The organism is Peijinzhouia sedimentorum, from assembly GCF_049340005.1.
Taxonomy (GTDB): Bacteria; Bacteroidota; Bacteroidia; order Cytophagales; family Cyclobacteriaceae; genus CAXBDP01.
Genome location: NZ_JBMPIY010000005.1, coordinates 218,504 through 237,588 on the forward strand (window position 1 = coordinate 218,504; position 19,085 = coordinate 237,588).

General features: G+C 37.9%; 14 protein-coding genes. 9 read left to right on the top strand and 5 right to left on the bottom strand.

Annotated elements, in window-relative coordinates:
* Positions 1-347: 347 nt before the first annotated feature.
* Complete coding sequence (locus ACOXY8_RS09670; RefSeq protein WP_458331376.1) at positions 348-1,241, bottom strand: S24 family peptidase; 894 nt, start codon at positions 1,239-1,241, stop codon at positions 348-350.
* A gap of 386 nt (positions 1,242-1,627) precedes the next feature.
* Here ACOXY8_RS09670 and ACOXY8_RS09675 point away from each other — a divergent pair, with 386 nt between their 5' ends.
* The 5 genes from ACOXY8_RS09675 (at position 1,628) to ACOXY8_RS09695 (ending at position 7,745) form a co-directional block, all read left to right on the top strand.
* Positions 1,628-1,885 carry a hypothetical protein gene (locus ACOXY8_RS09675; protein WP_458331377.1) on the top strand — a complete coding sequence of 86 codons (258 nt, stop codon included), beginning with the start codon at positions 1,628-1,630 and terminating at the stop codon, positions 1,883-1,885.
* A gap of 171 nt (positions 1,886-2,056) precedes the next feature.
* Positions 2,057-2,428: a CoA-binding protein gene (locus ACOXY8_RS09680; RefSeq protein ID WP_458331378.1), complete on the top strand. Its 372-nt coding sequence runs from the start codon at positions 2,057-2,059 to the stop codon at positions 2,426-2,428.
* A 209-nt stretch (positions 2,429-2,637) separates the two neighbouring features.
* Positions 2,638-4,593, top strand: coding sequence for a DNA topoisomerase (ATP-hydrolyzing) subunit B (gyrB, locus tag ACOXY8_RS09685; RefSeq protein ID WP_458331379.1), 1,956 nt, complete (start codon positions 2,638-2,640; stop codon positions 4,591-4,593).
* A gap of 141 nt (positions 4,594-4,734) precedes the next feature.
* Positions 4,735-6,918: a polyphosphate kinase 1 gene (ppk1, locus tag ACOXY8_RS09690; protein ID WP_458331380.1), complete on the top strand. Its 2,184-nt coding sequence runs from the start codon at positions 4,735-4,737 to the stop codon at positions 6,916-6,918.
* Between the two features lie 113 nt (positions 6,919-7,031).
* On the top strand, positions 7,032-7,745 hold the full coding sequence (locus ACOXY8_RS09695) for a PmeII family type II restriction endonuclease (RefSeq protein WP_458331381.1): 714 nt from the start codon (positions 7,032-7,034) through the stop codon (positions 7,743-7,745).
* On the opposite strand, the gene dcm is transcribed toward ACOXY8_RS09695, so the two are convergent.
* On the bottom strand, positions 7,717-8,967 hold the full coding sequence (dcm, locus tag ACOXY8_RS09700; protein ID WP_458331382.1) for a DNA (cytosine-5-)-methyltransferase: 1,251 nt from the start codon (positions 8,965-8,967) through the stop codon (positions 7,717-7,719). The genes ACOXY8_RS09695 and dcm overlap by 29 nt on opposite strands.
* A 127-nt stretch (positions 8,968-9,094) precedes the next feature.
* Positions 9,095-10,261, bottom strand: coding sequence for a trans-sulfuration enzyme family protein (locus ACOXY8_RS09705; RefSeq protein WP_458331383.1), 1,167 nt, complete (start codon positions 10,259-10,261; stop codon positions 9,095-9,097).
* Positions 10,262-10,451: 190 nt separating this feature from the next.
* Here ACOXY8_RS09705 and ACOXY8_RS09710 point away from each other — a divergent pair, with 190 nt between their 5' ends.
* The 4 genes from ACOXY8_RS09710 to hemL are packed head-to-tail and all read left to right on the top strand — an operon-like array spanning position 10,452 to position 17,081.
* The gene (locus ACOXY8_RS09710) at positions 10,452-12,482 is read left to right on the top strand and encodes a site-specific recombinase (RefSeq protein ID WP_458331384.1); all 2,031 of its coding nucleotides are present in this window, start codon (positions 10,452-10,454) and stop codon (positions 12,480-12,482) included.
* 44 nt (positions 12,483-12,526) lie between these two features.
* Complete coding sequence (gene guaA / locus ACOXY8_RS09715; protein ID WP_458331385.1) at positions 12,527-14,056, top strand: glutamine-hydrolyzing GMP synthase; 1,530 nt, start codon at positions 12,527-12,529, stop codon at positions 14,054-14,056.
* A 3-nt stretch (positions 14,057-14,059) separates the two neighbouring features.
* A complete protein-coding gene (locus ACOXY8_RS09720) occupies positions 14,060-15,784 on the top strand; it encodes an ABC transporter substrate-binding protein (RefSeq protein ID WP_458331386.1) in 1,725 nt (574 codons plus the stop codon).
* A complete protein-coding gene (hemL, locus tag ACOXY8_RS09725) occupies positions 15,777-17,081 on the top strand; it encodes a glutamate-1-semialdehyde 2,1-aminomutase (protein WP_458331387.1) in 1,305 nt (434 codons plus the stop codon). The genes ACOXY8_RS09720 and hemL overlap by 8 nt, the downstream gene beginning before the upstream one ends.
* Before the next feature lie 164 nt (positions 17,082-17,245).
* Here hemL and ACOXY8_RS09730 read toward each other — a convergent pair whose 3' ends face one another.
* Positions 17,246-18,436 (bottom strand): hypothetical protein, encoded by a 1,191-nt coding sequence (locus ACOXY8_RS09730; RefSeq protein WP_458331388.1) that lies wholly within the window; start codon positions 18,434-18,436, stop codon positions 17,246-17,248.
* 41 nt (positions 18,437-18,477) lie between these two features.
* Positions 18,478-18,918 (bottom strand): DUF1573 domain-containing protein, encoded by a 441-nt coding sequence (locus ACOXY8_RS09735; protein WP_458331389.1) that lies wholly within the window; start codon positions 18,916-18,918, stop codon positions 18,478-18,480.
* Positions 18,919-19,085: the final 167 nt, after the last annotated feature.

Here is a 19,085-nt window from a genome sequence, read left to right on the forward strand (position 1 = left end):
TGATGGGGGATGAAATAGAAGGTTATGGGTGATGGTTTTTGGGAAAAATCATAATTCTGATAATTTATGAAGGAAAAGTTGATGGTGGACAGAGGAAGATTTAAAAAGAAAATTCTGTGAAATAGATTAATCCGCTTAATCCCTAAAGGGTAGGCAGGATTGATTCAGACAATTGCGGGAGGATGATTTGTGCTATTCCATTATCCCATGGTTGAAACTAAAGTCACAGTGCTTCTGGACTATTTTTTTTTTGCTACCCATTGTAGTACCTAACGGCACGAAGGTGATGGCTATTTTTTGCTACTTATTGGTCGTACGGAGATAAGGCTGAATTATTTCTAAAAAACCTATTTTTGCTCTTTCTTACTTTTAAAATGCTCTATTTCCGTTTCCAGAGCATTAATGCGGGAGTAGATGTCTTGTGGACTGCTGAAATCGCTACTCATGAACATTTTAGCCTCCCAAATTTCGACGATTTGATCTGGAGCTATTTTGAGGTTTGGGTAATTGCTTCGGTTATCTATGCTGTCACTTTTGGCGGTAATGAAGCCATATTTATCTATATTGTTTATCAGTCGTTTAACTAATACACCATCGTGTGCTGTGACTACTACATATATACCATCGTCAGTGATGTGGGCAAAATCCTGGACAAATTGGGCGAATACTATATCACCGTGATTGATGGTTGGTACCATCGATAGACCTTCTATCTCGAAAGCTCTAAATATGCCATTATCTAGCTTAGGAACATTGTAAACGGGTAATTCAGCAATATATTCGGGATTCTTGTATCCTTGAAGGTAGCCTGCCCTATCACGTACAGATACCAGTGCTATATTGTTTTTTCCTTTACTATCTACCGTTACGACTTTAGGAGCCTGAAATGAGCCCTTCTGGTTAGCGGAAGTCGCATTTTCCAAATTACTATAATGGGTATTATCATTTTCACTTACCACCGAGCTTTTGTCCTCTTCAATGGAGATAGAGCTATTGTCATTTATTGGAATTGTAATTGACCCTTTACCTGAGAGAAGCCATCTCAAATTCAAATGTTCAAACAGGTTTGAAATATCAGTAATAATATCTGCGCTGGGTTTGGCATTTACCTTACGATCTAGTCTATACAACTTCTCAGCACTTGGATATCCCAAGCGTTTAGCTAATTCATGAGGATTTTTAATACCTTGCAAATCAGCATAATACATTAATCTTTCAAAGAAGCTTGAATTATCTTTCAAAATTGTTTGCAAATTTTCAAATAGGTTTGTATTTTTGAATTATCACGGACACTAAAGATGGACAAAGATAAAAATAAAAGAATAGGAAGCACAAATAATAGATATTCGCTTACAAGAGTAGAGCATTCCAAGCTGCTCAGTTGCTCAGTGAGTTATGAGAAGAAGTTCAGAGCAGGGCTATGCGTATTAAGCTCTAAGAGGGTAAAGTCGCTATGGACAATCTTGCCTATGAGAGCGATGAAGACAGAACTTGAATTGCTAAGGCTCAGGTATAATGAAGTATCTAAACGACATATTGTGCATCGAATATAATGAGCTAATACCTGATGTAAAAGGCAAGCCATTGGATGATTACGCTAACGTTTTTCATTAAAAATACAAATGCTATGCAAACCCATAAAGATGAAACAAACACTATTTGCAAAACCTGTGAAGCTCGGAGGAAAGAATCCCTAAAGGTCATTTTAGATGATTTTTTTACTCTCAATTCCGTTGAAAGCTTCAAGGAAGAAATGTGGAATTGGTTTATTGCAGCCATGTCTAGTGAGGATATCGGTGATTGGTCTGGCAAAAAGCGATCTAATTTAGCCATACTTTATAAGGATTTGGTGGAGCTAGTGGAGAGATTAGATGGCATTAGGTGAGGGTAGGGGTATTGTGGGAGGGAAGAATGGTTGATGTAGGACGATTGCTTAGCGATTGTGAGTTGTAAATGCCTAGTACAAATTTGACTGAATTTCGGTGATAAATGGGGTAGAGAACTTTGTGGCTTCAAGTGGATGTTATGAGTTGTATTTGAAATAAAACAGAAATACTTGAAAAATCAGAGAACAGTAATTGTAGGAGCAAGTACTAATCCCTCCCGCGTTTCGTACAGGGCGGCTTATATGCTGAAAGAGGAGGGAATAGATTTCGTGCCAGTAGGTATCAAAAAAGGCGAGTTGGCAGGAAAGCAAATTTTAGATCTTAGACAAAAACCTGAAATAAAAGATGTGGATACGGTGACTCTTTACATAGGTCCACAAAATCAACCTGAGTGGTACGAATATATTTTTTCATTAAATCCACGTAGGATCATTTTTAATCCCGGTACAGAAAATTCCGAGTTTATCAAAATGGCTTCTGAGAAGGGTATAGAAGCTGAAATAGCCTGTACGTTGGTGATGCTAAGTGTAGGAAATTACTGAAGTTCAAAGGATGGGCTAGTGCTAACTAAACGCAGTAGACCCTCGCTCAAATCATTAGCAATTTGTAATCGAAGGATATTCGATAGCCAATTGCCTATTATCAATTTATACCTATCTACTAATAGCCAAATTCTTTTGGTTTCTTTCCAATAATAGCATGCGAAAACGGTCAAATTTTCGTATTTTTGGCTTTTTCCGAATTATTAGAAATGAGCAACGATAAAAGTAACAAGCAACAGTATTCTGCGGTAAATATTCAAGTGCTGGAAGGCCTCGAAGCCGTACGTAAAAGACCTGCCATGTATATTGGTGATGTTGGAATTAAAGGTTTGCATCACTTGGTATGGGAAGTAGTAGATAACTCCATAGATGAGGCAATGGCTGGACATTGTGATGAAATATGGGTGGATATCAATGATGATAATAGCGTAACGGTAAGAGATAATGGTCGTGGTATTCCTGTGGATATGCACGAGAAAGAGGGCAGATCTGCGTTAGAAGTTGTAATGACTGTACTTCACGCAGGTGGTAAATTTGATAAAGACACTTATAAAGTTTCTGGTGGTTTGCACGGCGTGGGTGTGTCATGTGTGAATGCACTATCTACCGATCTTAAAGCCACTGTCCACAGAGATGGAAAAGTTTACGAACAAGAGTATAAAATTGGTATTCCACAGTATCCAGTAAAGGAGATTGGCGATTCAGATATCACTGGTACGGTTATCAAATTCAAGCCAGATGAAAGTATTTTCATAGTTTCCGAATTCAAATACGAAACGATTGCTACTCGCATGAGAGAGCTATCATTTTTGAATGCCGGGATCAAAATTCATTTGCAAGATTTCCGCGAAATGGATGATAATGGCGAGCCAAAAGGACAGACTTTCTTCTCAGAAGGGGGCTTGGTAGAGTTTGTGCAATATCTCGATTCTACGAGAGAATCATTGATAGCATCGCCAATTAGCATTGAAAATGACAATGGCAGTACTCCAGTGCAGATTGCCATGAATTACAATACGTCCTTCACGGAAAATTTGGTTTCCTATGTAAATAACATCAATACCATAGAAGGCGGTACGCACGTATCGGGTTTCCGTAGAGCGATTACACGAACACTCAAAAGCTATGCAGATAAATCTGGTCTGCTGAAAAATGTGAAGCTTGAAATTAATGGTGATGACTTCAGAGAAGGACTTACAGCCGTAATTTCGGTAAAAGTAGCGGAGCCACAGTTTGAAGGACAAACCAAAACCAAATTGGGTAACTCGGATGTGATGGGTGCAGTAGATACCGCTGTAGGCGAAACACTTTATGCCTACTTGGAGGAGCATCCAAAGGAAGCAAAAATAATCGTAGATAAGGTGATCTTGGCTGCTCAGGCGAGACATGCAGCTCGTAAGGCTCGTGAAATGGTGCAGCGTAAAAATGTGCTTTCAGGAACAGGCTTGCCAGGTAAATTGGCTGATTGTGCAGAGAAAGATCCGGCTTTGTGCGAATTGTACTTAGTGGAAGGGGACTCAGCGGGAGGATCTGCTAAGCAAGGTCGTCACCGTAATTTCCAAGCTATTCTGCCGCTAAGAGGTAAAATCTTGAACGTAGAAAAGGCTCAAGAGCACAGAATATACGATAATGAAGAAATCAAAAATATGATCACAGCTTTAGGTGTATCCTTCGGAAGGGAAGATGATGCAAAAGGCTTGAACATGGATAAGCTTCGCTATCATAAAGTAGTGATTATGACCGATGCAGACGTCGATGGAAGTCACATCCGTACCCTGATTTTGACTTTCTTCTTCCGCTATATGCGCGACTTGATCGATAAAGGATATTTGTATATCGCATTACCTCCATTGTATTTACTAAAGAGAGGTAAAACCGAGAGATACGTTTATACCGAAGATGAAAGAGCAAGAGCCGTAAGCGAAATGGCTAAAGATGGCAAAGAAGAATCTATTCATCAGCAACGATACAAAGGCTTGGGTGAAATGAACCCTGAGCAGTTGTGGTCTACTACAATGAACCCGGCTACCAGAACTTTAAAGCAAGTAACTATTGATTCAGCTGCTGAAGCGGATCACTTGTTCTCCATGCTTATGGGAGATGAGGTAGCTCCACGTAGAGAATTTATCGAGAAGAATGCTCGATACGCAAAAGTTGATGTTTAATTAACATTGAATTTATAATCTTCCTTCAGGTTTTTGCGTAATTAACATGCAATTATCTGAAGGAAGGATTTAAGGTTATTTCTATTGTACCTCCCGCCTTCAATTCCGATTAATTTTTAAAAGAACTTAAAAGCCATAGCTATGAAAGCTTTAAAGGATAAAACACTTACACTCATTGAGCAAAGTAGCCTGATAAGCAGGGATTTAAGTTGGCTTAAATTCAACCAGCGTGTGTTGGATCAAGCTCGTAATAGTGATCGTACACTTTTCGACCGACTCAAATTTATGGCTATTACATCATCTAATCTAGATGAGTTTTTCCAAATACGAGTTGGGAGTTTGTACAATTACCTTGATTATGGAAAAGAGCGAATTGATTATTCGGGACTTAGAGAAATTCCATTTAGAAAGAAATTGCTTGAAGAAGCACAGGCCTTTACTCGAAGACAAAATGATTATTTCAGAAAGACTTTAAGGCCATTATTTGCGGAGAATGGTTTTCAGATATTAAATAATGGAGACCTTAATGATGAGGAAAAAGAGAAGGTAGAGAATTACTTTAAGAAGACGATTTATCCGATGCTTACTCCCATGGTGTATGATTCGTATCATACATTTCCGGTGCTGATGAATAGTATTATAATTTTGGCTGTCGTTTCAAGGATTCCTCATGAATCGATGGAGAATAAAAAATTATCCTTTGTTCAGATTCCACAAAATATTCCAAGATTTTTTGCAATAGAGCGGGAGGATCAATTGGTCTTTATCCCGATAGAAGAAATAATAAAAAGTCATATTCATTGGCTATTTCGCAATATCGAAATCCTTTCTGCCGATGCGTTTAGAATCATTCGTAATGGTGACTTTACACTAGAAGAAAGTGATGATATCGAAGCGAATTTCTTGGAAGAACTGAGAGCTAAATTAAAGACGCGTAAAACTGGTAGAGTGGTTCGTTTGGAAGTGAGCGATCATTTCAACTCTTGGGTATTGAAGGTGTTGAAAAATCGCTGGATGCTTGAGGATGATAATGTGTTCAGAGTTCCAAAAGATAGCATATTTGATTTTAGTGGATTGATGCAAATAGTTGGTCATCATGAGTTTAGTGATAGTGTGAGTACATTGCCTAAGCAAGTGCCACCGCTAAGTTATCCTTCAGACTCTGAAGATATTTATGATGTTTTGAATGATCAAGATGTATTGCTGCATCACCCTTATAATAGTATTGAGCCGGTTCTTAATTTACTTGAGAAAGCCGCTGAAGATCCCAATGTATTAGCGATCAAAATGACGATTTATCGTTTGGCTAAATCATCAAGGGTAACAGAAGCATTATTGAAGGCGGCTGAGAATGGTATTCACGTTTCGGTGCTTTTTGAAGTAAAGGCTCGATTCGATGAAGAGAATAATATGCGGGAGGCGAAAAAGCTGCAAAAAGCCGGCTGCTTCGTAATTTATGGGTTTGGAAATTATAAGACGCATACCAAATTGATGATGATTGTGCGTAAAGAGGAGGAGAAAATAACTCGTTACGTCCATTTATCTAGTGGTAATTACAATGAGAAAACAGCCAATTTATACACCGATTTGGGCTTGCTTACGACCAATGAAACCTATGCAAATGATGTTTCGGAGTTTTTCAATGTAATTACAGGTCACTCACTTCCAAGCCAATATGACTTGCTGATTACTTCTCCACGTGATATGCGTCAGCAGTTGATCTCGCTTATTCGCAAAGAGGCTGAAAACTCTAAAAATTGTTTGTCAAGTGGGATCGTAATTAAACTTAATTCACTAGAGGACAGTGAAACTATAGAAGAGCTTTATAAGGCTAGTCAAGCAGGTGTAAAGATCAAATTGATTGTACGCGGAATTTGTTGTCTAAGGCCAGGTAGGGTGGGCTTGAGTGAGAATATTTCAGTTATTTCAATAGTTGGGGACTTTCTCGAGCACTCTAGAATTTTCTACTTTCACAATAATGCGGCGCCATTGGTTTACACAGGAAGTGCCGATGCAATGGTAAGATCATTCGATCGTAGAGTAGAGTCTTTGTTTAGCGTAATTGACCCGATGTTGAAGCAGCAAATTATCAATTTGTTGTACTACAATTTAAAGGATAATGTAAATGCCTATATCCTAAAAGAAGATGGAAATTACCATAAGAAAGCTTTAGGAGGCCATGTGCCATTTAATGTTCATAAGGAATTTTTCAAAGTAAAAATTGCTGATATTTATAAAGCTAAGTTATTTCCAGATAAAACTGAAGCTCCTAAAGTAGCAGTGAGCAATTCGGAAGAGGTGAAGAATGAGGCATTGGAAGGTTGAGTTGAATGTTTTTCAATCTGTCTATATCGATGTTATGAGCTTCTTGAATAAATCTATTGTATCAATTTTGAAAGATTGGAACTAAATTTTATTGTAATTGCATAAATTGCACTATGACAGATAGGGAACTTGCAATTCGTATAGTCGAGTATTTCGAACGCTATATTTTCAAAAATCATATACGAGCTTCATTAAAGACGCATTCGAAGCTTAAATCTTACAATATCAATCCAATTGTTGTAAAGTATCTCTCAAAAATTCTTGTAGGTGAATATTCTCCGGAAGGTGTTGCAAAGGCATTATACTATCCTAGAGTTTTGGGTACTTCAATTAACACTTCTTTTGGCACTCGCATTCAAAGTATGTTTGTTGAGTTAGGAATTGCAGAAGGCTCGCTTATAAAAGGAATGGACATTGAGTTTATTGATAAACTTGACAATAGAAGAAAATGGTGTCAATTAAAATCAGGACCAAATACGATTAACTCTGAGGACGTAAAACCATTGACTAGGAAATTTACTAACACAATTAATTTGGCTAGGACAAATAGTGCTTTCAAAGGAATTAGCAATACCGATTTCATTGTAGGAGTATTATATGGTGAGTCTAATGAATTAAGTATGCATTATAAACTTATAGACCAAACTCATCCAGTCTATATCGGTAAGGAATTTTGGCATAGGGTTACTGGTTTTCCTCACTTTTACGCCACATTAGTAGCAGCATTACACACAAGTATTAATAATATTGATTCAGAAGATTTAATAAATAAGGGCTGTGAAGAGTTAGCCGAAGAAATTAGATCATCACCGCTTTTTGACTTTTAACTTTATAATACTGGTTTAAAAATTTAACGATTGAGTAGCCCACTTCTTCTCCTAAATTCACTGGCACTGCATTACCAATTTGCTTGTATTGCTGAGCCATAGATCCACTAAATTTCCAATCATCTGGAAAGGTTTGTATTCGAGCATATTCTCGAACAGTGAAAGGTCTTGTTTCATCAGGATGACACCTTTCAGTTTGTTTTTGAGCTGGACTACAAGTTAAAGTAAGTGATGGCTCATCCCAGCCAATTCTTCTTGCCATTCCTGTTTTTCCTCCGCCTAGGTAGAAACTTCCACCCATATATTCTTTTTGGATTTCTATTGGTAAATCTCTCCAATAGCCTTTTGGAGGAATCATATCAAGAACTTTCTTCTTATATTCTGGATAGGTTACACCCGCAGATTCTGGTACATCAGAATCATAAAGTTCACCTTTCTTTAATGCATCTTCAAGTGTAAAAATTTTATGATGCGGTTGAGGGTAATTATACTCTAAATCAATATCCTTTCTTATTCCAACTAAAATAAGTCGTTCTCTTTTTTGGGGAACTCTGTAATGAATAGCTTTTAATACTTTTACAGGAACAACTTTGTACCCTATTTCATTTAAAATAGAAACCATTCCTTGCAAGGTTTTACCCTTATCATGACTCAAAAGTCCTCTTACATTTTCACCAATACAAATAGACGGATTTACCTCTTGTACAACTCTAGCAAATTCATAAAAAAGAGTTCCTCGGGCATCTTCTAATCCTAATTTCTTTCCTGCGTAACTGAATGCTTGACATGGAAAGCCTCCAGTAACTACATCAACTTTATTGTGATAATCACGAAAATCAAAATTTTTAATATCACCCTCAAGTACATTCCAGTTGGGTCTATTATTTCGGAGCGTATTGCAAGCCCATTTGTCAATTTCATTCAATGCAATACATTTTAAACCTGCTCTTTCTAGCCCAACTGCCAATCCTCCTGCTCCTGCAAATAGTTCTAAAACGGAATACTCATTTTCAGCATTAACTCGGTTAGAAACATCATCAATAAGTATATCATTAAATAATGATCCTAATAATTTTTGAACATCTGATTTCCTGTAAACTCTGTAATTAGATACTGGCTCTCTTACAGCCTTTAATATACCTTCATTATCCCATCGCCTCAAAGTCTCCTTACTTTTGCCAATCAATTCTGAAGTTTCCGTCAACGATAAATAATTATTCATAAAACCAAGTTAGTAAACCTTACACAATGGTTATAAATTTAAGAGATAATTTTTATCTAAGAAAAATTTCTGACAGATTATTTTTTTGGGCATACAGTATCAACTTTGAAGGCAACCCCCAATTCCCTCAACCAACAACCCTCTCCAAATCACTGATAATATCTTCTGCATTTTCTAAGCCTACAGAAAGTCTTAATAAGCCATTGGTGATATTTACCCTCCCGCGGTCTTCTTGCGAAAGTTTAGAATGTGTGGTGGAGGCAGGATGTGTTATGATCGTTCGAGTGTCGCCAAGGTTGGCTGATATCTTAATCATTTCCAGCTTATTGATCTTCTCAAATAGACCAGCTTCACCTGTTTTCAATTCAAAAGTAACCAAGCCTCCACCCATTTTCATTTGCTTGCGAGCAATCTCATAGTTAGGATGAGTAACTAGAAATGGATATTTAACCCATTTCACATTGGGATGATTTTGTAGCCATTCAGCAATTTTAAGGGCATTTTTGCAATGTCGATCCATTCGCACATGGAGTGTTTCCAAGCTTTTGGAGAGAATCCAAGCATTGAATGGTGATAGCGCAGGACCCGTATGACGGCTTAGGAAAGTAACTTTTTCGATCAACTCTTTCGATGCCAAAACCGCTCCGCCAAGCACCCGACCTTGCCCATCTATAAACTTCGTGGCCGAATGAGTAATGATATCAGCGCCAAATTTTTGTGGATTTTGCAGATAAGGTGTGGCAAAGCAATTGTCGATATTCATCAATATTCCTTTGCGCTTACACAGCTCGCCCATAAATTCCAAGTCGAGCAAATCGAGCCCAGGATTACTTGGTGTTTCTGCAAAAAACATTTTGGTATTAGGCTGGATTGCCGCTTCCCAAGTTTCGGGCTTGTCTATATCTACATAGGTTGAAGTGATGCCCCAACGAGGTAAAAGCTGCGTGAGAATTTGGTGGGTAGAGCCAAAAAGTGATCTTGAAGCCAACACATGATCGCCCGATTCCAAAAAGCTAGCAATACTCAAAAACATGGCGGACATTCCTGATGCAGTTGCAACGCCTGCTTCGGTTCCTTCCAACAAGCAAAGTTTTTGAATAAATTCGTTCGTATTGGGATTAGAATAGCGCGAATAAATATTGCCTTCAATGTCGCCATTAAACATATCGCGAGCCATTTCTGCCGTTTCGAAAACAAAGCTAGAGGTGGGAAAAATTGGAGCAGAATGTTCTTGATAAATGGTTCTGTCCATTTGGCCTCTGATGGCGTCTGTTTCAAAGTGCTTTTTATTCATTCCAATTCAATTTCTTATTTGACGGCAAATTAGTCCATTTCTAAAATTTAATCTTAGTTAACATCCAATTTCTTTATCGGATTATAATTGCCGCTGGCTATTCTTAACCAACATCATTTAATTGGGAATTTTAACAATTGAATCAAATTCAAATTGTATCATTGTAAAAGGCGTTTTCTATAGCCCTATTATGAAAGAATTATTAGACAAAATACATATACAGGCTGAAACAGGTAAACCAGAATTACTTATTGAACTGGTGCAGGAGATACGGCCGAGTAGTGTAAATAAGCATGAAAATGCAGATAAAAGGCTTAATGCCTTGATATCAATATTAGAGGAGAATGAATATTTAAGACGATCATTGAGGAGGTATTTGCGGGAGGTTTTTATGACTAATGATCCCGTATCGTTACTTACTGAAACAGGTATTTTATCCAACAAAGGTTTTTTTGCTGAGGGATTTCAGAAATTTGCACAATACTTCCTCCCTGCTGCCAAAGAAGAAAATGTTCTACAAGGCATATTGAATGAAAGCTTCCATCGCAAGACTGATTACAGATGGATTGAAAAAATTCCTTCCAAAACGTGGGAGCACTTATTTGAATTGCTTTCACTTGATAAAGAAGCCAAATATTCGTTTTTGCAAAAGGAGCTTTTCCACTACAATAATGCATTAGAAATCATCTCCCACCGAATAGCTGGTATCAGCCTCGATCCGGATCTGATCGATCGTTTTCCATTACTCGAAAAGCCAGAATCTCCTTTCCTGCTTCAAAACAGAAAAATTGTTTTGCTCCTCAATAAAATCACTTTAGGTGGAGTAGATTCCTTTTCATCTGGTGATTATAAGGAGATTTTGGAAGTGCTAGAGAAATGCGAGGAAGTCATTACCACCCTTCGCCATGAGCAACATGAAAAGGGTGCTGAATTATCATTGACTTATCTAATCCAGCGGTTGCATCAGCATACGGATAGGCTCAATGTGCTTTTGGAAATCCTCTATCATCAGCGTGAAAAGGACAAAGTATTTCCACTCGTTTTTTTATTCAAAAAATTAGTAAAAGCTGAAAATCGTAAGAATAATCTAATAGACCATTTTTACGCAAACGTGGGCTTACTGGCATTTCAGATTACCGAACATGCAGGAAAAACAGGAGAAAAATACATAACCCACGATTGGAAAGGCTATAGCAAAATGCTGTTTTCCTCAATGGGTGGAGGTTTGATCGTTGGGATTTTGAGTTGCATCAAAGTGCTAATCTACTACCTGCGATTGGCGCCATTTGGTGAAGCATTTTTGTATAGCATGAATTACTCATTGGGCTTTATTGGAATTCACTTGACCAAAACTACCCTTGCTACCAAGCAACCGGCCATGACTGCCACCAAGATTGCGGCTTCATTGGATGTAAAGGGAACGGAGAGGGAGGCACTTTCCAGTCTATCCAATTTGATAGTAAAGGTGTTTAGAAGCCAGTTTATTGCGTTTGTAGGCAATGTGGTAATTGCTTTCCCAGTCGCATTTTTGGTGGCTTATGGCTATGCTAGCTACTTCGGTGAGCAAATAGCGAAAGACGACAAAGCGATGCAATTGATTACTGAAATTCATCCATGGGAATCATTATCCTTGTTTTATGCCGGGATTGCTGGTGTTTGTTTATTTCTATCAGGAGTCATTTCTGGCTATTATGACAATAAAGTAGTTTTTGCCCGAATTCCACAGCGATTACGAGAGCATAAGAAACTAAAGGCAATCATGTCTGAAAAAACTTTAGAGAAGTTTAGCAATTATATTGACAATAATCTTGGCAGCCTTACAGGTAATTTTTTCCTAGGGATATTCTTAGGTTCTATGGGCACCTTAGGTTTTATATTCGGGTTGCCACTGGACATCCGTCACATAACATTTGCTTCTGGTAATTTTGGGATTGCAATGTTTGTGCTTGGCGATCAGATTTCATTGAATACGGTCTTGGTGTCGCTACTTGGAATTGCTGGTATTGGATTAATGAATTTTCTGGTAAGTTTTGGTTTAGCAATATATGTGGCAATACTTTCTAGAGGCGTTGCATTCAGTCGAGTTGGTTTGCTGTTCAGGCTAATTGGCAGGCATTTGTGGAGACATCCAATGTTGTTTTTCTTTCCTCCCGCCAAAGACAAAAAGGATGGAGGTAATGAAACTGCAATTACTGAAAAAGGGACATTCACTGAATCCTAAATAAATTTAATAGGTTTCCCGTTTTCAGCTATTATTTTTGCACCATGGCTGAACAAATTCTTATCCTTGATTTCGGTTCTCAATACACGCAACTCATCGCTCGACGAGTAAGAGAACTCAATGTTTATTGCGAAATTCACCCTTATAATCATGTGCCTGAGATTACAGATGATATAAAAGGAGTAATCTTATCGGGAAGTCCTTGCTCTGTATGGGATAAGGATGCACCCGATGTGGATTTGAGTGGAATAAGAGGGAAAATCCCTGTGCTGGGTGTTTGCTATGGAGCGCAATTGATGGCGCATAAAAATGGTGGGACAGTATTGCCATCGGAAATTCGTGAGTATGGACGTGCTAAGCTTAGCAAAGTGGATACTCACTTCGAACTGCTAAAGGAAATGTCCTTGCACTCCCAAGTTTGGATGTCGCATGGAGATACTATTCGAGAATTGCCGGATAACTTTCATGTGATTGCAAGCACACCTTCAGTAGCGGTAGCTGCTTTTAAAATTAGTGATGAAGACACTTATGGTATTCAGTTTCATCCTGAGGTGACGCATTCTACAGAAGGAAAGAATTTGCTCAGAAACTTTGTGGTTCATATTTGTGATTGTTCACAAGATTGGACTCCGGAGATTTTTATAGAATCAACGGTACAGAACCTTCAGGAGAAGTTAGGTAATGATAAGGTAGTGCTTGGCCTTTCAGGTGGGGTAGATTCATCTGTAGCTGCTATGCTTATTCACCAAGCAATTGGCCAAAATCTCTATTGCATATTTGTGGATAATGGTTTGCTAAGGAAGAACGAATTTGAAGATGTGCTTCATTCCTATCTCAATATGGGACTGAATGTGAAAGGTGTAGATGCAAAGCAGCGATTTTATGATGCATTGAAGGGAATAAGCGATCCAGAAGCAAAGCGGAAGGCAATTGGAAAAACCTTTATCGATGTGTTTGATGAAGAAGCTCATCGAATTCAAGATGTGAAATGGTTGGCTCAAGGCACAATATATCCAGATGTGATCGAGTCCGTTTCTGTAAAAGGCCCGTCGGCAACTATCAAATCGCATCATAATGTTGGCGGATTGCCAGAAACGATGAAGCTGAAAATAGTTGAGCCTTTAAATACGTTGTTTAAGGACGAAGTACGAAATGTAGGAAACAGCATGGGAATAGATCCAAAAATCATTGGTCGTCATCCATTCCCTGGGCCTGGACTGGCAATTCGTATTTTGGGTGATATCACCGAAGAAAAAGTGAAAACCTTGCAAGAGGTAGATCATATATTCATTAATGCTTTGAAATCAGAAGGACACTATAATAATGTGTGGCAAGCAGGAGCTATTTTGCTGCCAATACAGTCGGTTGGTGTAATGGGCGATGAGCGTACCTATGAAAAAGTAGTAGCCCTAAGAGCAGTTTCGTCCGTTGATGGAATGACAGCTGATTGGTGCCATTTGCCGTATGAGTTTTTGGCGGATGTAAGTAATACCATTATTAATAAGGTGAAAGGTGTGAATAGAGTGGTGTACGACATCAGTTCTAAACCTCCCGCCACCATCGAATGGGAATAAAATATGAAAAGAATCTTATTAGTTTTAAGCCTTTGTTTGCTGTTTTTGTCTGTTGATGCTCAGGATATTAGAAATAATTTTTCAAGAGCAAAAGAGCAATTCAGAGTAGGTAATTTCAATCAAGCTAGTCAGTTATTTGCATCTGTAGCAGAGCTTACAAGCGGAAATCCCTATTTGAATTACGCCATTTTTTATCAAGGCTTATCACAGTTCAAAGCAGGCAATATTTCAGCTGCCAGAGATTTATTTGTGCAATTAGAAACTAGATCGCCAGGTTGGGAGCGGAGAGAGGATTTATACTATTGGCTTGCGAAAAGTGAATTTGAACTAGGTAAATACCCTCAAGGATTTAATGCCTTGGAGAAAATTCGCAGTGCGTCTGCAAAGGAAGATGCCAATGCAATGGAAGCTGAATATGTTGCTACAATCGAGTCTGTAGAGCAATTGGAAAGTCTATACCGAAGCTATCCTGATAATGCTAGATTAGGTCTGGAATTAGCACAGAGATTGATCGTAAATACGGATAGAAACTCTCAAGCTAGAGTAAAAGTACTTCGTGAGAAATTCAATTTCAAGGTAGAAGAGTTAATAGATACTCCTGTAGCTACCGAAATGAAAAATAGCTACAATGCGGCTGTGGTGTTGCCTTTTTCGCTTCATTTGCTAAAGGCGGGAGGTACCTATCGTAATAGCCAATACATGGATTTCTATGCAGGGTTGAAGCTTGCAAATAGGCAATTGAGGACGCAAGGAATTAATATCAATTTGTTCAATTACGATATTGAAAGCCGAGATATTTCTTCACCATCATCTATTTTGAATAGACCAGAGGTTAAAGGAATGGACTTTATGATTTATAACCAACTAGGTGGCACGCAAGAGAATGTAGCCACTTATGCAAGCGAAAATTTAATGCCTCTTGTATTGCCATTTGGAGGTGGCGTAGAGGATATAGTCGATAATCCTTGGGCTTTGATGATGCGACCTGGGAACGAAACATTATCGAAAAAAGTGATTGAGTTTGCTGATAAGTCATTCAATAATAAAAACGCTGTAATCATTTACAGCACATCCAAAAGAGATGAAGAAATAGCCAATGCCTATAAAAAAACAGCTGAGAAGCTTGGTTTCCGAGTGGTAATGATGGAGCAAATTTCCGGGCCGGATGGCTCATCAATATTTCAGAGATTGTCAGAAACCCGACAAATGCCAGCACCTACCCGCGACGATCCAAATGCGACACGAGCTGTGCCTGCGATGACAAAAGAGGAAATTGGCCATATTTTCTTAGCTACTGAAAACCCGGCAGTAATTGTAAGTGCATTGAGTTTATTAACGATTAGAGGCGACAAAGTCCCAACATTTGGATTCGACACTTGGTTAGACAGATCAAATATTTCAGAGCTTCAATTAGAGCGACTTGGAGTTTATTTGGTAGGCTATAATGGAGTTCAATTTGGTGGTGAAACACTCAAAAAGTTTAGAGAAGAGTATGTTCGATCGTATGGAACCATGCCTACTACCTATTCCTCTTTCGGCTATGATGCCATGTTGCTAATTGGCAAGGCCATCAAAGAATACGGAACACAATTCCACATTGGACTCAAAAGTGAAGGACTAATATTAGAGGATGTACTATCAGGTTATCAATTTACCCAACAAATTGATAATCAATATGTCCCAATTTTTAAATTAACAAACGGAGTATTACAAGCTGTAAATGAGTAAATTAAATTTATCCACAAGTAAGAACCTTTTTGACAAAGCCAAACAATTTATCCCAGGTGGTGTAAACTCTCCAGTTAGGGCATTCAAGTCTGTTGGAGGCGATCCTGTTTTCATAAAAAAAGCATCTGGTGCACATCTTTACGACGAAGATGGCAATTCCTATATTGAACTAATCAATAGCTGGGGGCCTATGATTTTGGGTCATGCTCATCCGATGATTATAGATGCAGTGCAAAAAGCTGTAATCGATGGTTCGTCTTTTGGCGCACCTACAGCCAGAGAAGTTGAAATAGCTGAGTTAATATGTACCATGGTACCATCTATTGAGAAAGTACGCATGGTAAATTCAGGTACTGAGGCGACTATGTCGGCCATTAGAGTGGCAAGAGGGTTTACAAGTCGAGATAAGTTCATCAAATTCGAAGGCTGCTATCACGGTCATGGAGATTCATTTCTGATTGCTGCGGGTAGTGGTGCGGTAACGCTTGGTACGCCTGATAGTCCGGGAGTTACCAAAGGAACAGCAGCTGACACAATATCTGCTCGCTATAACGATTTGGAGCATGTGAAAGAACTTGTTCAGCTTCATAAAAATGAGATTGCCGCCATAATTATTGAGCCTGTAGCAGGCAATATGGGTTGTGTGCTACCAAAGGAAGGATTTTTAGCAGGCCTTCGCCAAATATGTGATGAAGAGGGAATCCTTTTGATTTTTGATGAAGTGATGACTGGTTTTCGTTTGGCAAAAGGCGGAGCACAAGAAATGTTTGCAGTAAAGCCAGATCTAACTACGCTTGGCAAAATCATTGGTGGCGGCATGCCCGTTGGTGCTTACGGCGGGAGGAAAGACATAATGGATTTTGTGTCTCCACAAGGTCCCGTTTATCAGGCTGGAACTTTATCTGGAAATCCTGTGGCAATGGCTGCAGGTTTGGCAATGCTTTCACATCTTAATAGCCATCCGGAAATTTACAACCAGCTTGATGCAATTGGCAATAAATTAGTAGCAGGAATCCAAAATGGACTTGATGAGTTTGGATTGAATTTCACTATCAACCATTTAGGCAGCATGTATAGTTTGTTTTTTACTGATAAGCCTGTGTTTGACTTTGAAAGTGCTAAGCAATGTGACACTGTACTATTTGGAAAGTATTTCCGTGCCATGCTCAATAGAGGCATTTATTTAGCCCCAAGTCAATTTGAATCATTGTTCCTCTCAACAGCCTTAACTGACGATTTGATAGATAAAATCATCATAGCAAATAAAGCGTCTTTGCAGGAAATAATGGAGGGTTAATTCTAGCAAATTCATAATACACAATCTTGAAAAGGAGCTGCTATGCGGTTCCTTTTTTTGTTAGCTTGGCTTTATGGTGTTAAAATAATATTCTACTCTATATCCTAAAGTGGAATAGGGCAAATGTATTATGTTATCAAACGCTATATTAAGTTCCAATAAGTTTACCTTACAATTTCAATTTGATCAAATGTCATATAATCATCATTCTGATTATATAAATCTTTCCTTAGTATATATAGTCCATCCTCAAATATCAGATTGTAGTTAGGGTCATATCCGGCATCAATTATTTTTTCACCAAGAAAATTGAAGTTCTCATCGATGACAACTAGTGAGTAATCTCTTAATCCACTGGTGCTTGGATCCAAATAGGCTTCTGAGGTCTGACCTTTTTTGATAAATACATAATACAATTTCTTGTATTGATCAAATAGTACATTGGAAACTTCAGCTGTGGTATATTCATATTCCATCCATTTTTCTCTCGGCATCACTTTAAGTTCAGTTGAAAATGGAGCAAAATCATTAGTTAATTCACTTCCTATTGGATGATGCGTTATTGAGCCATCCGCTTTTACTTCGATAAGCGTGTCATATGCGCCAATTGCATATACAATACTGTTGGTCAAAGGATTGAGTGTGTGACTAACCTTGAACTTTAATCCTTCTCCTCTGTATCCATTGTCAAGCTGATTAGGTCTGGACAGAAAGGAATCCAATTCATTTTTTTCAATATCATAAACGTAAGCGGAGTTGATTTTATAAGTCTCATCTACCTTAAGGTCTTCCATAGTTTGAAATTTCCCTTCAAATAGGTTCGCAGTAAAGTATAACTTGTTCTCTCTAAATAGAACAGGTGTGCTATACAGCGTAAATGGACCTGTACCCGTTTCAAATTTGAATTGCACATCATCCATATCATATTGAAATCGATGTGTCACCAAAATTCCTTCTGACAGATCCGCAATGGAAATACGAAATTTATTGGGTTCATTAAAATAAGCAATGTTGCCTCGCATTAATAGGCCTGTATTATAACTTCCAAATATTTCATCTTTGCCATCTTTAGGCATTGAAATTTGATTTATTAATTCGCCAGAACGAGAATATGTTAGTATCCTATTATTTAAGAATTCATACATATAAATTGTATTTGATAGCTGATCATAGCCGAATGAGCTTACACCACTCAAGCTAGTTTGACTATCAAGTTCTAAAACGAGCGTCCCCTTAATTTCTAGTTCAATCCCTATGGCATTGCTTATTTCTGCTCTTTCATTTTCTGTGTTAGGAGATCCACAACCTGATAAAATCAGGAGGAATACATATATAATTAGATAATTGTTTTTCATTGCTTGAACATGGCAAACATTTAAAATGTCTATACATCTATTTAATCAATTATGAAGCCTTCGAAACTTACAAACTGAGGTGAGGTTTCAAAATTGCCATAAACCATTACATCTTGATAAAAGAAGCCATATCTAATTTTATTATACATAACTCTGATTTTGAGTGAATCGCCAGGGTTTGTAAATTCATTCATTATTTCTCCTGCAGTACAGTCACATGAAACTTCAACATGATCAATAACCAATTTACTATTGCCTTTATTGATTAAAATAAATTCAGTTTCGATAAGTTTATCGCCTTTAACTCTTCCTAGATCGATTTTTTGGTTCAAAAATTCAACCTTAGTTAGTTGAGAATTAGTGTTTTCAATTAGCTGTGGAGTTTCAATTGATTCAATATTTTTATTACCCAAAAATCGGTATAGAACACTAATAATCAGTAGTATGGCTGTAAATATTAAAATGTATTTTAAATTTTTCATTCCCATTATTATATTTTGTCTTTAAGTTTAAACCTCATCACTATTGGGTTATCTCCATCTTTAGCGTTTTTCAGCACATTATATAGCTTGATATCAATGCTTTTTAACCCTTCCAGAAAAGTGTCTTTTTCTATACGATGTAAGTAATCAAGTCCTTCTTGAGTAGA

Coding starts and splice junctions, on each gene's coding strand:
- ACOXY8_RS09730 (WP_458331388.1), bottom strand. CDS start 18,436: ATGAAAAACAATTATCTAATTATATATGTATTCCTCCTGATTTTATCA.
- guaA (WP_458331385.1), top strand. CDS start 12,527: ATGGCTGAACAAATTCTTATCCTTGATTTCGGTTCTCAATACACGCAA.
- ACOXY8_RS09710 (WP_458331384.1), top strand. CDS start 10,452: ATGAAAGAATTATTAGACAAAATACATATACAGGCTGAAACAGGTAAA.
- ACOXY8_RS09675 (WP_458331377.1), top strand. CDS start 1,628: ATGCAAACCCATAAAGATGAAACAAACACTATTTGCAAAACCTGTGAA.
- ACOXY8_RS09720 (WP_458331386.1), top strand. CDS start 14,060: ATGAAAAGAATCTTATTAGTTTTAAGCCTTTGTTTGCTGTTTTTGTCT.
- hemL (WP_458331387.1), top strand. CDS start 15,777: ATGAGTAAATTAAATTTATCCACAAGTAAGAACCTTTTTGACAAAGCC.
- dcm (WP_458331382.1), bottom strand. CDS start 8,967: ATGAATAATTATTTATCGTTGACGGAAACTTCAGAATTGATTGGCAAA.
- ACOXY8_RS09695 (WP_458331381.1), top strand. CDS start 7,032: ATGACAGATAGGGAACTTGCAATTCGTATAGTCGAGTATTTCGAACGC.
- ppk1 (WP_458331380.1), top strand. CDS start 4,735: ATGAAAGCTTTAAAGGATAAAACACTTACACTCATTGAGCAAAGTAGC.
- gyrB (WP_458331379.1), top strand. CDS start 2,638: ATGAGCAACGATAAAAGTAACAAGCAACAGTATTCTGCGGTAAATATT.
- ACOXY8_RS09705 (WP_458331383.1), bottom strand. CDS start 10,261: ATGAATAAAAAGCACTTTGAAACAGACGCCATCAGAGGCCAAATGGAC.
- ACOXY8_RS09735 (WP_458331389.1), bottom strand. CDS start 18,918: ATGAAAAATTTAAAATACATTTTAATATTTACAGCCATACTACTGATT.